Here is a 14,027-nt window from a genome sequence, read left to right on the forward strand (position 1 = left end):
GCCCCGCCGTCTCCGCCGGCGCCGACGATTCCGTCGCCGCCCGCCCCTCCGTCACCGATCAGTCCCGCCGAACCGCCGGGGCCGCCGTTGAAGCCGCTCCCGCCCGAACCAGCGAGCAGGCCCGCGCGCCCGCCTGCGCAGGCCGCCCCCCCGCCGCAGGTCTGAGCGGTCCAGGAATACCCGTCGCCGACGAGCAGTCCCGCGTTCGGATGTGCCGGGGTGCCATTGCCTATCAACATCCCCGGAGCGGCCGGGGCGCGGAGATCGGCCGGACTCGGAATCGGGCGAATCCGTGCGACAGCCGGGTTCTTCGCGCCCGCGTGTCCACCGCGGCTCCGCGCGGCGCTGGCGTCGACCCGCCGGGTGGGGGGGCCGACCGCCCGCGCCGGGGAGCGGGCATCGGAGACCGGACCATCCCCGGGCGGCGCCGCCGGAGTGGCAGACGCGGTCGGGGCCCCGGCCGCCACCGCGCCGATACCGAGGGCGACGGCCACCGCTCCGACGACCGCTGCGGCTGTTCGCCCGCTGCCTCCCGGAGCCCGCTCCCGCATAGACGGATAGTAGTCAGCCGGTGCCGGCCGGCAGACGCCAGCGTGCGGACTGAAGCAGGGCTTCGGGTCAACCGCCGACCGGCTGGTCGGGCCAATAGAGTGAGGCCATGTCGGCAACCGATTTCGACCTCTCCACCGTCTTCCGCACCGTCGCGCGGACGATCCCCGACAACCGGGTCATGATCTGGCGGGACCAGGAGCTGAGCTACGCGCAGATGGACGCCCGCATCGACGGGATCGCGCACTACCTGGCCGGTCAGGGACTGGGCGCCCACACCGAACGCGATCAGCTGGCCAACCACCAGTCCGGTCAGGACCACATGGGTCTGTATCTGCGCAACGGCAACGAGTACCTCGAGGCGATGGTGGCGGCCTACCGCGCCCGGGTCGCGCCGTTCAACGTCAACTTCCGCTATGTCGAGGAGGAACTTCTCTATCTGCTCGCCGACTCCGGGGCCCGCGCCCTGGTGTACGCGGCCGAGTTCGCCCCGCACGTTCAGTCGATCCGGGGCCGGCTGCCCGACCTGCGTCTGCTGATCCAGGTGGCCGACGACTCCGGCAACCCGCTGCTGCCCGACGCGGTGGACTACGAGTCCGTCGTGACCACACCGGCACCGGCCTGGGGGATGCCGGAGCCCAGCGGCGACGACCTCTACATCCTCTACACCGGCGGCACCACCGGCATGCCCAAGGGCGTGCTGTGGCGTCAGCACGACATCTTCATGTCGGCGATGGGCGGCCGGCCGTTCATGGCCGGCGGGCAGCCGCTGGACTCCTACGACGACCTGGCCGCGCAGGTGCGGACCCAGGCCGGTTTCCGCTCGATGCTGCTGATCCCGCCGCTGATGCACGGCGCCGCGCAGTGGGGCGTGTTCAACACCATCAGCACCGGCGGCTGGATCGCCCTGCCCGACGACGTCAGGAGCCTCGACGCCGACGCCGTGCTGCGACTGGTGGAACGTGAACGGGTGCTGGGCATCCCGGTGGTCGGCGATGCGATGGCCCGGCCGCTGGCCGATGCGATCGAGAAGGGCGACTACGACCTGTCCGGTCTGATGGCGATCACCAACGGCGGGGCGCCGCTGTCGCCGACGGTGCGCGACCGGCTGCTGGCCGCGCTGCCGAACCTGATGATCATGGACGCCGTCGGCGCCTCGGAGTCGGGTGCGCAGATGACCACCGTCGCCACCAAGGGCGGGCAGACCGCGGCCGCCACCTTCACCCCGCTCGACGACACCACCGTGGTCTCCGCCGACCTGAGCCGGGTGCTGCGTCCCGGCGACGGGGAGGGCTGGCTGGCCCGCCGGGTCTACGTCCCGCTGGGCTACCTGGGGGACGCGGAGAAGACCGCCCGCACCTTCCCCACCATCGACGGGGTGCGCTGGTCGATCCCGGGGGACCGGGCGCGGCTGCTGGCCGACGGCCGCATCGAACTGCTCGGCCGCGACTCGGTGACCATCAACTCCGGCGGGGAGAAGATCTTCGCCGAAGAGGTGGAGCGCGCGGTGGCCAGCCATCCGGCCGTCTACGACGTGACGGTGGCCGGCCGGCCCTCGGAGCGGTGGGGCAACGAGGTCGTCGCGATCGTGCAGCTGGCCGAGGGCAAGTCGGCCACCGACGAGGAACTGGCCGAGGCGTGCAAGCCACACATCGCCCAGTACAAAATCCCCAAGGCCTTCATCCGGGTCGGCAAGGTGGTCCGCTCACCCGCCGGCAAGGCCGACTACCGCTGGGCCAAGTCGGTGGTGTCCGCCGCGACAACCGGATGAGCGCGTTCAGCCGCGGACCATCTTGGTCCACCGGTGCCGCCATGATAAGACGGCGGCAGTGGAACCCGCGATGATCGTCAAGTAGGCGAACGGCCACACGATGGTGAGCGTGATCACGCTGTGGTGGCCCAAGAGCCCGAAGGCTAGGAGAGCGATCACCCCGCACCCGGCTAGCTGCGAAAAGAGCATCGGGATGATCATGACCGAGCGGGGATCCGCCCGCATGCGACTCATGCCGAAAACCGCGGTCGACTGCAGCACCAGCAAGGCGCCGAGGAAAGCACACCAATACACGATCAACCATCGGTCCGGCGCGACAAGGTAGAGGTGGTCGGCCGGCATCGACGAGGTGATTGGGCTCGCGATGAGGCAGCACAGCATGACAAAGCCGGCGACGGCGATCACCGGGGTGATCCGGGTCCTCATAAAGGGACCGAGCGCGTCGTCGGGCAACAGACGCATGAAGGTGGCCTTGATCGCAAGGGCCGCGCCGCACAGTGCCACGACGTGGCCCAAACCCATCAGCAGGTAGTACTTCCCGGTGAAGGGGTACGAGGCCGCAGCGACGCCACCCCAAGGCGAATCGAGCGCCACTGCGAGGCCGAAGGCCGCGATTCCGTACGTGATCGGCGCGTCGAAACGGGACTGGAGTGTTAGCCGCCGTTGCCAGAACGCCCACGCCGCAACGGCTATCGCCGCCACGTTGAACAGATAGAGCACTCCCACCGACTGAACTCCCGGCTTCACCCTGACAAGCAGCGATCACCATACCCGCCCACGACGAGGCGCGTCGATCTCCCGGGGTTGGCTCGCGCGGCCGGTGGGCTTTCGGCCGCCGGGGACTCGCAATCCCACCGTCGCGTGTAGTTCCATAGAAGTCTGCCGATGGCGCAGCGTCATCGACAACCGCAGGCCGGGCGCCCCCGAGGAGTACAGACATGACCGCCGACTGGATCCCCACCGCCTGCATCCTGTGCGAGTGCAACTGCGGCATCGTCGTACAAACTGAAGGCCGCCACCTCGCGAAGATCCGCGGGGACAAGGACCACCCCGCCTCGCAGGGCTACACCTGCAACAAGGCGCTGCGGCTGGACCACTACCAGAACATGCCGGGCCGGCTCACCTCGCCGCTGCGACGACGGCCCGACGGCGGCTACGAGGAAATCGACTGGGACACCGCCATTTCCGAGATCGCCGAGGGGTTCACAGGGATCAGCGACGCCCACGGCGGGGACAAGATCTTCTACTACGGCGGCGGCGGGCAGGGCAACCACCTCGGTGGCGCCTACAGCAGCGCTTTCCTGAAACCGCTCGGTTCGCGGTACCGGTCCAACGCGCTGGCGCAGGAGAAGACCGGCGAGTTCTGGGTGGACTCCCAGTTGTACGGCGGCCACACCCGCGGTGAGTTCGAGCACGCCGAGGTCTCTGTGTTCATCGGCAAGAACCCGTGGATGTCGCAGAGTTTCCCGCAGGCCCGCACCGTTCTCAACGAGATCGCGAAGGATCCGACGCGGTCGATGATCGTGATCGACCCGGTCCGCACCGACACCGCTCAGATGGCCGACTTCCACCTCCAGGTGAAACCGGGTACCGACGCGTGGTGTCTGGCCGCGCTGACCGCCGTCCTGGTGCAGGAGAGCCTCTGTGACGAAGCATTCCTCGCCGATCACGTGCACGGTGTCGACGAGGTCCGTGCCGCGTTCGCCGACGTCCCGGTCGCCGACTACGCCGGCCGCTGCGGCGTCGACGAGGAACTCCTGCGTTCGGCGGCCAGGCGGATCGCCGGCGCCGGCAGCGTCGCGGTGTTCGAGGACCTCGGCATCCAGCAGGCGCCCAACAGCACGCTGTGCTCCTACCTCAACAAGATGCTGTGGATCCTCACCGGCAACTTCGCGAAAAAGGGCTCCCAGCATCTGCATTCGTCGTTCGCGCCGCTGTTCAACCTCAGCGGCGTCGGCCGGACGCCGGTCACCGGGGCACCGATCATCTCAGGCCTGATCCCGTCCAACGCTGTGCCGCAGGAGATCCTGACCGACCATCCCGACCGGATCCGGGCGATGATCGTGGAGAGCAGCAACCCCGCGCACTCGATCGCCGACTCGACGGCCTGCCGGGAGGCGTTCTCGTCGTTGGAGCTGCTGGTGGTCATCGATGTCGCGATGACCGAGACCGCACGGCTGGCGCACTACGTGCTGCCGGCCGCCAGCCAGTTCGAGAAGTGCGAGGCGACGTTCTTCAACCTCGAGTTCCCGCACAACACCTTTCATCTGCGGCACCGGCTTTTCGAGCCGCTGGAGGGCACGCTTCCCGAGCCGGAGATCTGGGCCCGCCTGGTGCGTGCCCTCGGCTTCGTCAGCGACGAGGACCTGCTCCCGCTGCGCGCCGCGGCCGCCGAAAGCCGGGCGGCCTACACCCAGGCGTTCTTCACCGCACTGGCCACCAACCCGGCGCTGAACAAGGTGCTGCCGTTCGTCCTCTACGAAACCCTCGGACCGACCCTGCCGGAGGGACTGGCCGGCGCCGCCGCCCTCTGGGGGCTGGCACAGAAGGCTGCGCTGACCTACCCCGAGGCGGTGCGCCGGGCCGGGCATACCGACGGCAACGCGCTGTTCGACGCGATCCTGAGCAGCGGCACGGCAGTGACGTTCACCGCGCACGAGTACGCCGACGACTGGACGCTGATCGCCCACCCCGACCGCAAGATCGCCCTGGCTATCCCCGAGTTGCTCGACGACCTGCGCGGGCTGGCCGACGTCGACCCGCACCTGACTACACCGGAGTTCCCGATCGTGCTGTCAGCCGGCGAACGGCGGGCCTTCACCGCCAACGACATCTTCCGGGATCCCTCCTGGCGCAAGCGCGACGTCGACGGGGCGCTGCGGGTGAGCGCGCAGGACGCCGCGGCGCTCGGGTTGAGCGACGGCGGACGGGCCCGGGTCACCACCGCCGCCGGCAGCGCCGAAGCGGTCGTTGAGATCAACGACACCATGCAGCCCGGTCACGCCTCGCTGCCCAACGGCTACGGGCTGGACGGTTCGCCCGGTGTCGCCCCGAATGCGCTGACCTCCAGCGACTGGCGGGACGGCTACGCCGGAACCCCGTGGCACAAGCACGTCCCGGCCCGCATCGAGGCGCTCTCGCCCGCCTAGGATCGGCGACTGTGCAATCGCCGTGGGGTGACGAGGTCGGCGTCGGCAGTTATGCCGGCCACCCCGGGCTGGTCTATCTGGATCGTCCCCACACGTTCGCCGGCCTGCTGTTCGGCGTCGACCGGTGGACCGGGCGTACCTTCCTGGTCCAGGAAGACCGGCGGATCACCTTCGGTGAATTCTTCGGCGCGGTCGCGGCGGCCAGGGAGCGATTGCGGCGGTTGGGAATTCAACCCGGCGACCGGGTGATGCTGCTGGCCTACAACAGTCCCGACTGGGTGCTGGCGCTGTGGGCGATCTGGTCGCTGGGCGCGGTACCGGTGCTGGGCAACCGCTGGTGGAGCGGGCGGGAAGCCGAGCACTCGGCCAACCTGGTCGCGCCGCGCGCCGTCATCACCGACGCCCCCGATCTGGTCGCCGGGGTGGCCGGCGTCACCGGCATCGCCGCCCTGCGCGGGTGTTTCGCCGGGGCCCGGCCGTCGGCGCCGGATGTCCCCGGTCCGCTCTCCGAGGAAGACCCGGCCGTCATCCTGTTCACCTCCGGCAGCACCGGCATGCCCAAGGCCGTCGAGCTGCCGTTCCGGTCGGTGGTGGCCAACCAGCAGAACGTACTGGCGCGGGCGCGGCAACTGCCGCACCTGATCCCCACTGAGGGACCGCAACCGGTCACCCTGATCTCCACGCCGCTGTTCCACATCGGCGCCTTCGCAACCCTGATCACCCAAACCATCACCGGCGGGCGGATCGTGTTCAACGCCGGGCGGTTCGACCCGGGCAAGGTCCTGGAACTCATCGAGTCCGAACGCGTCGAGCGGTGGGGTGCGGTGCCGACGATGGCTGCCCGGCTCCTCGAACACCCCGGCTTCGACGACTTCGACCTGTCCAGCCTCCGGTCGTTCCCGCTCGGCGGAGCGCCGGTGCCACCGGTGCTGCTGGAGCGGCTGGCCGGCCGGCTGCCCCAGCTCCAGAGCCGCGGCATGGTCAACACCTGGGGCATGACCGAAGGCGGCGGGTTCTTCACCCTGGCCGCCAGCGCCGACCTGCAGCGCTATCCGAGGACGGTCGGCCGTCCGCTTGCCACGGTGGAGTTGCGCATCGCCGACCCCGGCGCCGAAGGCAGCGGCGAGATCGAGGTCCGCAGCCCCACCGTGATGCTGGGTTACATCGGCATCTCCGATGGCACCCTCGACGCCGACGGCTGGCTGCGCAGCGGGGATCTCGGGCACATCAACGCCGACGGCTACCTCTTCATCGACGGCCGCAGCAAGGACATGGTGATCCGCGGCGGCGAGAACATCGCCTGCCCGCACGTGGAGGCCGCGCTGATGCGCCATCCCGACGTGGTGGAGGCCGCCGCGATCGGACTGCCGCACCCGGATCTGGGCGAGGAACTCGCCGCCGTGGTGGTGCACCGGCCCGGCGGCAGGGCCCCCACCGAAGAGGAACTCACCCGGCACATGGCCGGCGAAGTCGCCTACTTCGCGATCCCCACCCGGTGGCGGATCCGCGACGAGCCGCTGCCGACCGTCGGCACCGAGAAGGTCGACAAGAAGAGCCTGCACGGCGAATTCCGCTGATTCTCCACACAGTCGACTTTGCTAACAGAGCCCTGGCGGCGGGCAGTCAAAGTCAGACCCCCCGCGTATGTTTCGAACATGCGTTCGATTGCCGATGGATTGGCCGCCTTGGATGACGCGGTCCAACGCCTCGGCGGATTGGACTGGGACGCCGCGCCGGTCCGCGATCGCCTCGAAGCCCTCGGCAGGTTGGAAACCATCCGTCGCCGCGCTGCCGCCGCCTCCCTGGACCTGGTCGGTTCGGTCGCACGCAGCAAGGATCCGGCCCTGGGTGGAGCCACCGCCAGAATCATCGCCGACATCGCGCGCATCACCCCCACTGAAGCCCGGCGCCGAATACGCGACACCGAACAACTCCACCCGCGCACCACCATCACCGGACAAGCGCTGCCCCCCGCCCTGCCCGCCACCGCCAAAGCCTGGGACGCCGGCCTGCTCGATATCGACCACCTGCGAACCATCCAGAAATTCATCAAAGACCTGCCTGAGGACATCCACCCCGCCGCCGTCGAAAAGGCCGAGGCCTTCCTCGCCGAGAAAGCCGCCGCCCTGCGACCCGATCAGCTGGAGAAAGTCGCCGACCGCCTGGCGGCCACACTCAACCCCGATGGGATGTTCTCCGATGACTACCGCGCAACCCAGCGCGGCTTCCAGTGGTGCGGAGGCCAACGCCCCGACGGCATGAGCATCGCCCGCCTGGTCGCCACCCCCGAACTACGCGCCATGCTCGAGGCCTGGATGGCGAAATTCGGCGCCCCCGGCATGTGCAACCCGGCCGACCACATCCCGACCGTCACCGGCCAACCCGCCCAGGACACCGTCGCCCGCGACACCCGCACCCACCCGCAGCGCCAACACGACGCCCTGGCCGCCCTTGTTCGCGGTCAACTCGGCGACCCCAAACTCGGCCAGCACAACGGACTTCCGGTCACCGTCATCGTGTCGACAACTTTGGAACAACTGCACTCAGGCGCCGGTGTGGCTGTCACCGGCGGCGGCAGTCTGCTTCCCATGGGTGACCTCATCCGGATGGCCTCACATGCCTATCACTACCTCTGCGTGTTCGAACAGCACAGCGAGCGTGCCCTGTACCTCGGCCGCTCGAAGCGCATCGCCACCGCCGATCAACGAATCGTGCTGCACAGCAAGGAACGCGGCTGCAGCTTCCCGGGCTGCGATATGCCCGGCTACCTCTCCGAGGTCCACCACTGCCACGACTGGGCCGACGGCGGCCACACCGACATCGACGACCTCACCTTCGGCTGCGGGCAACACCACGCACTGGCCACCACCGGCGGCTGGAAGACCCGCAAACGCAAGGACGGCTCCACCGAATGGATCCCTCCGCCACACCTACCGTTACCGCCGGGGACCAATGACTATCACCACCCCGAACGGCTCATGCCTGATGGCGGTCTCAGCGATGAGGGGCGGGATGCGTCTCATACATCCGCACCGCGACGACGGCCGCCGACGCCGCGGTGATGCCAGCGGCGGTCCAGACCGCCGCGCGCAAGCCCCACAGATCCGCGGCCACTCCCCCGACGACCGCACCTACCGCGTATCCGCCGTCGCGCCACAGCCGGTAGGCGCCGACCGATCTGGCCCGCCACAACGGGTGGGCAACATCCCCGATGACCGCAAGCAGCGTGGGATAGACCATCGCCGTCCCAACACCCAGCAGCGCGGCGGCGGCGAGCCACGCGTCGAAGTCCTCCCCGGTGGCTACCAGCGCCAACCCGACGGCCTGGGTGAGCATGCCGACTGTGATCAGGTGCTTGCGCCCCCACCGGTCCGACAGCGCGCCGGTGAGGATCTGCGCGGCACCCCACACCGCGGGGTAGACCGCTACCAGCAGACCGATCCGATCGACGGCCAGGCCGGCCCCGGCGAACAGCAGCGGGAACAGCCCCCAGGACAGGCCGAAGTTCATGTTGTTCACCAGCCCGGCCTGGCAGGCGGAGGACAGCGCCGGTTCGGTGAGGCTGGTGAGCCTGAAGATCGCCCGGTTGGAAAGCCGGGCCGCGGAGTCGTCGGCGGCCGGACGGCCGGCGGCCTCCGCCCTGGCGTAGTCGCGGGTCTCCCGTACGAGCGTGACCGACAGGCCCAGCCCGATCAGCGCATAGCAGAGGCCGAGCAGGAACGGCGCCGGGCGCAGGCCGTGCCCGGCGGCGAGGTAACCCGCCAGCCAGGCGGTCAGGGCGACCGCGCAGTAGCCCGCCGCTTCATTGAGCCCCATGGCCAGGCCGCGCTGCCGCGGACCCACCAGGTCGATTTTCATGACCACCGTCGTCGACCAGGTGAGTCCCTGGCTGACCCCCAGCAGCACGTTGGCCACCACCACCCAGCTCCAGGACGGCGCCCAGATCAACAACAACGGCACCGGGACGGCCAGCAGCCAGCCCGCCGTCAGAACGGGCTTTCGACCGAACCGGTCCGACCAGGTCCCGGCCAGATAGTTGGTGAGCGCCTTGGCGATTCCGAATGCCAGCACGTAAGTCAACAGGACGGTGTAACCGCTGAGCCCGAAGACCGACTCGGCGAGCAACGGCAGCACGGTCTGCTCCTGGCCGACCATACCTCCGACCAGACCATTGACCACAACCAACAGGCTGAACTGAAAGAGGTTGGGGCGCAGGCCCAGTCGCAGCGCGCGAGTCATCTCAGCGGCGGGCGAACGCCGGCGCGTGCTCCGGTCGGACGCCGACGCCGATCACGTAGGCGGGGATCACCGCGAGCCCGGGTAGCCGCTGCAGGATCGCCATCAACGGGGCCGGCGGCGCGGACTTGTCTCCGTTGAGGATCGGCGCCATCAGGTTGCGGTGCAGGAGTCGCTGCACCGCCTGGGTCGTAGCCACCGGCGGGAGCCTGCGACGACGGACGCCGGCCAGGTCCGAGTCGGTGACCGCACGGCGGCGCAGCGGTTCGGCCAGCACCCTCGCCGTCCCGACCGCGTCCTGCACCGCGACGTTGATGCCCACCCCGCCGGCCGGCGACATGGCGTGGGCGGCGTCTCCGATACACAGCAGCCCGTCGGTGTGCCAGCGCTCGAGCCGATTGAGCCGGACGTCGAGGAACTTGACGTCGTCCCAGGACTGCAGGTGGTCCACGGCGGCCTCGGGCACCAGGCCGGCGACCTCGTCGCGGAACGCCGCCAGGCCGCGGGCGCGCAGCCGGGCGTCGCTGCCCTTGGGGATCAGGTAGGCGATCTGGAAGTACCCCTCGCGCGGAATCATGATCAGCACCCGCCCGGGCGCCGTTCGGGGGATCAGCGAGTACTCGGCGTCCATGTCGCGCGGAAGCCGGAACCACCACACGTCGAAGGGCACCGGCCATTCCCGCGGCACGAGGCCGGCCTCCCGGCGGCAGACCGACCAGCGGCCGTCGCAGGCCACCGTCAGGTCCGCCTGCAGTTCGCCCTCCCCGTCCGGTGCGCGGTAGCGCACACCGGTCACCCGGTTCCCGCTGCGGAGCAGGCCGGTCACCTCGTGGCGCATCCGCAGGGTGAAGGTCGGCTCGGAGTCGGCGGCCTCGGCGAGCAGATTGAGCAGGTCCCACTGCGGCACCATCGCGATGTAGGGGTGCGGCTCACGCAGCCGGCGGAAGTCCACCACGGTCAGCAACCGGCCGCGGTAGGGGAACTCGGCCGAGTCGACCCTGCTCTGCGGCAGCTCGGCGAAGCGTTCCCACAGCCCCAGTTCGTCGAGCAGTGTCAGGGTGCTGGGGTGCACTGTGTCGCCGCGGAAGTCGCGCAGGAAGTCGGCGTGCTTCTCCAGCAGGGTGACCTCGACCCCGGCCCGGGCCAGCAGCAGGCCCAGCACCATCCCGGCCGGCCCGCCGCCGACGATCGCGCACGTCGTCCTCTCCGTCACGGCGCTACACCTCGATCCGGGAGCCGATGACGACCGTCCGGTCCGGAGGCAGTCCGAAGTAGTCGGCGTCGGAGGTCAACCGGGCGATCGCGATGAACAACCGCTTGCGCCACATGGCCATAGTGTGCGCCTTGCCGGCGCACAGGTCGATCTTGGACAGGAAGTAGGACGCTCCGTCGACGTCGACCGGACACTGCCCGGTCAGCGCGGGATCGACCAGTCGCAGCGCCGCCGGCACGTCGGGTTTCTCCATGTAGCCGAAGCGGGCCGCGACGGCGATCACGCCGTCGCCGGGGTGGCCGAGGTCGTCGACGGCGACCCGATGGGCATCGGCCACCCGCGGCACGGGTGCGGTGTCCACCGAAACGATGACCACCTGCTCCGGCAGCGCCCGGATCCGGTCGGCGTTGGCGCGCATCGACAGCGGGGTGGCCGCCCCGCCGCGGTTCAGGAACACCCCGGTGCCCGGTAGCCGGGTCAGCGCCAGGGTGCCCTCGGACAACCGGCGGACGAAGTCCCGCAGCGGGCCGCTCGCACGCTCACGGGCCTCGACGGCCAGCTGGTGGCCGCGCCGCCAGGTGGTCATGACGGTGAACGCCAGCACCCCGATCAGCAGCGGCAGCCACGCGCCGTGCAGAAGCTTGGTCAGGTTGGCCGCGACGAACAGCAGATCGACACTCAGCAGTGCCGTCCCGCCGATGAGAGTCAGCCACAGCGGCGTGCGCCAACGCACGTGCGCGACGTAGAGGAACAGCAGGGTCGTGATGGTGATGGTCCCGGTGACCGCCATGCCGTAGGCGTAGCCCAGGGCCGCCGAGCTGCGGAAGGCCAAGACCAGGACGATCACCGCCACCGCCAGCACGCCGTTGACCCACGGCACGTAGATCTGGCCCATCGCGGACGCCGAGGTGTGCGTTATCCGCATCCGCGGCAGATAGCCGATCTGGGCGGCCTGCGAGACGAGCGAGTAGGCCCCGGTGATCACCGCCTGGGATGCGATCACCGTGGCCGCCGTGGACAACACGATCATCGGGATCTGCGCCCAGGCCGGCGCCAGCAGGAAGAACGGCGCGGCGACCACGCTGTCGTCGCCGAGCAGCAGCGCGCCCTGCCCGAAGTAGTTGAGCACCAGCGCCGGCAGCACAAGTCCCAACCAGGCCAGTGCGATCGGCATCCGCCCGAAGTGACCCATGTCGGCGTACAGGGCCTCCGCGCCGGTGACCGCCAGCACCACGGCCGCCAGGGCGAAGAAGGCGACCTCGAAGTGGCCGGTGATGAACTCCCACGCGTAGACCGGGGACAGTGCGCGCAGGATCTGCGGGTGGACGGTGATACCCCGCACCCCGCAGACACCGATCACAACGAACCAGAGCGCCATCACCGGGCCGAAGAGCATTCCCACCGCGGACGTGCCGCGTCGCTGAATCGAGAACAACGCCAACAGGATTCCCGCGGTGACCGGGATGACGAAGTCGGCCAGCTCCGGGTCGATCACCTTCAGGCCCTCTACGGCGGACAGCACCGAAATCGCCGGCGTGATCATGCTGTCGCCGAAAAACAATGCCGCCCCCAGGATTCCGAGCGTCGACAAAGCCCCGACCAGCCGCGGACTGGTGTTCTCCCCCAGACGGCGGACCAGGGTGATCAGCGCCATCACCCCGCCCTCGCCGTCGTTATCCGCACGCATCACCAGGGTGACGTAGGTGAGCGTGACGATGATCATCACCGACCAGAAGACCAGCGAAACCACACCGTAGACGTTGGGCCTGCTGATCGGTACCGGGTGCGGGTCGTGCGGGTTGAACAGGATCTGCAGCGTGTAGATCGGGCTGGTTCCGATATCGCCGAACACCACCCCGAGCGCACCGACCACCAGGCCGGCGCGAAGCGGTCGGGCGGCGGGGTTGCTCGACACCGCCGGATCGTAACCCCGCCGGGTTTCTGGTGCATTCGGGTGCGGAGCACGGTTGGCGCTCTTAGATTTTCCCTATCCGCGACGAAGGGAGGCCCCGGTGCGACCTGTCCTGCCGGGTCTGCTCGCCGCTGCGGTGCTGCCGATGGCGGTGGCGCTGGCCCCTGCGGCCGGTGCCGGCCTGATGGCCGGCCACTACAACGCCATCATCGAGGGCCGCTATGACTTTCACACCTGGATCTTCACGTTCACCTCGTGCAACCCACCCGACAGCGTGGACGTCTGCGCCAACGTCTCGGCCAACCCGATGCCGATCGCCAAGGCGTTCCAGTGGTACGCCCAGGCTCATCAGGCCGGCGGCACCTACACCATGACCGTCGACGTCCCGGACGGACTGCGCTGCGGCAACGTCTATTACGGTCCGGTGCTGCCCACCCGCGACGTGTACACCTGGGACGCGGTGACGCTGCGCGGCACGCTGCAGTCCTCCTTCGAGGCCGGCTGCGACAACTCCCCGGGTGGCGCCTTCACCTACCCGTTCAGCCTGGTGCGGCTGTAGGTCAGCCGAGCAACGGCGCCAGCGTGGCCGTGCGCGCGGCGATCAGCACGCCGAACACGACAAGCAGGCCGACGCACGCCGCGGCCTGGAGCATGGTGCGCCGGCCGCGCGGCGCGTAGACGAAGACGGCCGCGATCAGGCTGCCGGTGATCAATCCGCCGAGGTGGCCCTGCCAGCTGATGCCGGGGACGGTGAAGGTCAGCACCAGGTTGACCGCGATCAGCCCGACCAGCCAGCGCACGTCGAGGTTGAGCCGCTTGGCGGCGACGAACGTCGCACCGAACAAGCCGAAGATCGCACCGGACGCGCCGACGGTCGGGGCGTTGACGGCGGAGAACAGATACACCAGGACCGAGCCGCCGAGGGCACTGAGCCCGTAGAGCAGCGCGAATCGCGCCCGGCCCAGGTGGCGTTCCAGCGGTGGGCCGAGCACGTAGAGCGCGTACATGTTGAACAGCAGGTGGAGCAGCCCGTAGTGCGCGAAGGCTGAGCTCACCAGCCGGTAGTAGCCGCCGGCGGCGACGAACAGCGGAACCAGCGCAAGCCGGTAGACCACCATCCGGGAGCTCATCTGCAGCAGGAAGACGGCGACGGTGACAGCGATCAGCCCGTAGGTGACCAGCGGCGCGCCGGGGCGC

At 69.5% G+C, this 14,027-nt stretch carries 10 protein-coding genes and 1 pseudogene; 5 read left to right on the forward strand and 6 right to left on the reverse strand.

The genetic code is table 11. The features are described 5' to 3' along the window. A pseudogene (locus ACKOQ4_RS16910) lies at positions 1–239 on the reverse strand (hypothetical protein); the annotation flags it as partial. 419 nt (positions 240–658) lie between these two features. Between ACKOQ4_RS16910 and ACKOQ4_RS16915 the strand changes: the two are divergent. Then, the gene (locus ACKOQ4_RS16915) at positions 659–2,320 is read left to right on the forward strand and encodes an AMP-binding protein (RefSeq protein ID WP_526293746.1); all 1,662 of its coding nucleotides are present in this window, start codon (positions 659–661) and stop codon (positions 2,318–2,320) included. 6 nt (positions 2,321–2,326) lie between these two features. On the opposite strand, the gene ACKOQ4_RS16920 is transcribed toward ACKOQ4_RS16915, so the two are convergent. Continuing rightward, on the reverse strand, positions 2,327–3,040 hold the full coding sequence (locus ACKOQ4_RS16920; protein WP_526293747.1) for a hypothetical protein: 714 nt from the start codon (positions 3,038–3,040) through the stop codon (positions 2,327–2,329). 218 nt (positions 3,041–3,258) lie between these two features. Between ACKOQ4_RS16920 and ACKOQ4_RS16925 the strand changes: the two genes are divergently transcribed. The 3 genes from ACKOQ4_RS16925 (at position 3,259) to ACKOQ4_RS16935 (ending at position 8,531) form a co-directional block, all read left to right on the forward strand. Next, positions 3,259–5,469, forward strand: coding sequence for a molybdopterin-dependent oxidoreductase (locus tag ACKOQ4_RS16925; protein ID WP_526293748.1), 2,211 nt, complete (start codon positions 3,259–3,261; stop codon positions 5,467–5,469). Positions 5,470–5,480: 11 nt separating this feature from the next. Further along, positions 5,481–7,046, forward strand: a complete 1,566-nt coding sequence (locus ACKOQ4_RS16930) for a class I adenylate-forming enzyme family protein (protein ID WP_526293749.1) — start codon at positions 5,481–5,483, stop codon at positions 7,044–7,046. 78 nt (positions 7,047–7,124) lie between these two features. Continuing rightward, a complete protein-coding gene (locus tag ACKOQ4_RS16935; RefSeq protein ID WP_526293750.1) occupies positions 7,125–8,531 on the forward strand; it encodes an HNH endonuclease signature motif containing protein in 1,407 nt (468 codons plus the stop codon). Here the strand turns inward: ACKOQ4_RS16935 and ACKOQ4_RS16940 are convergent. Genes ACKOQ4_RS16940 through ACKOQ4_RS16950 form a run of 3 tightly spaced genes read right to left on the reverse strand, consistent with a single transcriptional unit; the run spans position 8,464 to position 12,833 of the window. After that, on the reverse strand, positions 8,464–9,708 hold the full coding sequence (locus ACKOQ4_RS16940; protein ID WP_526293751.1) for an MFS transporter: 1,245 nt from the start codon (positions 9,706–9,708) through the stop codon (positions 8,464–8,466). The genes ACKOQ4_RS16935 and ACKOQ4_RS16940 overlap by 68 nt on opposite strands. Position 9,709: 1 nt before the next feature. Continuing rightward, positions 9,710–10,918, reverse strand: a complete 1,209-nt coding sequence (locus ACKOQ4_RS16945; protein ID WP_526293752.1) for an FAD-dependent oxidoreductase — start codon at positions 10,916–10,918, stop codon at positions 9,710–9,712. A 4-nt stretch (positions 10,919–10,922) separates the two neighbouring features. After that, on the reverse strand, positions 10,923–12,833 hold the full coding sequence (locus ACKOQ4_RS16950; RefSeq protein ID WP_526293753.1) for a potassium transporter Kup: 1,911 nt from the start codon (positions 12,831–12,833) through the stop codon (positions 10,923–10,925). 142 nt (positions 12,834–12,975) lie between these two features. Between ACKOQ4_RS16950 and ACKOQ4_RS16955 the strand changes: the two genes are divergently transcribed. Further along, entirely contained in the window at positions 12,976–13,389 is a 414-nt protein-coding gene (locus tag ACKOQ4_RS16955) for a hypothetical protein (RefSeq protein WP_526293755.1), read from the forward strand. Position 13,390: 1 nt separating this feature from the next. Here ACKOQ4_RS16955 and ACKOQ4_RS16960 read toward each other — a convergent pair. Next, the coding region (locus tag ACKOQ4_RS16960) for a rhomboid family intramembrane serine protease (protein ID WP_526293754.1) at positions 13,391–14,027 on the reverse strand (637 nt) is incomplete at its 5' end.

It is taken from the genome of Mycobacterium sp. (assembly GCF_046095365.1).
In the GTDB taxonomy this organism is placed as follows: domain Bacteria; phylum Actinomycetota; class Actinomycetes; order Mycobacteriales; family Mycobacteriaceae; genus Mycobacterium.

Bases quoted from the DNA above. Each gene is read 5' to 3' on its own strand.
- ACKOQ4_RS16915 (WP_526293746.1), top strand. From the start codon at position 659: ATGTCGGCAACCGATTTCGACCTCTCCACCGTCTTCCGCACCGTCGCG.
- ACKOQ4_RS16925 (WP_526293748.1), top strand. From the start codon at position 3,259: ATGACCGCCGACTGGATCCCCACCGCCTGCATCCTGTGCGAGTGCAAC.
- ACKOQ4_RS16935 (WP_526293750.1), top strand. From the start codon at position 7,125: ATGCGTTCGATTGCCGATGGATTGGCCGCCTTGGATGACGCGGTCCAA.
- ACKOQ4_RS16940 (WP_526293751.1), bottom strand. From the start codon at position 9,708: ATGACTCGCGCGCTGCGACTGGGCCTGCGCCCCAACCTCTTTCAGTTC.
- ACKOQ4_RS16955 (WP_526293755.1), top strand. From the start codon at position 12,976: ATGGCGGTGGCGCTGGCCCCTGCGGCCGGTGCCGGCCTGATGGCCGGC.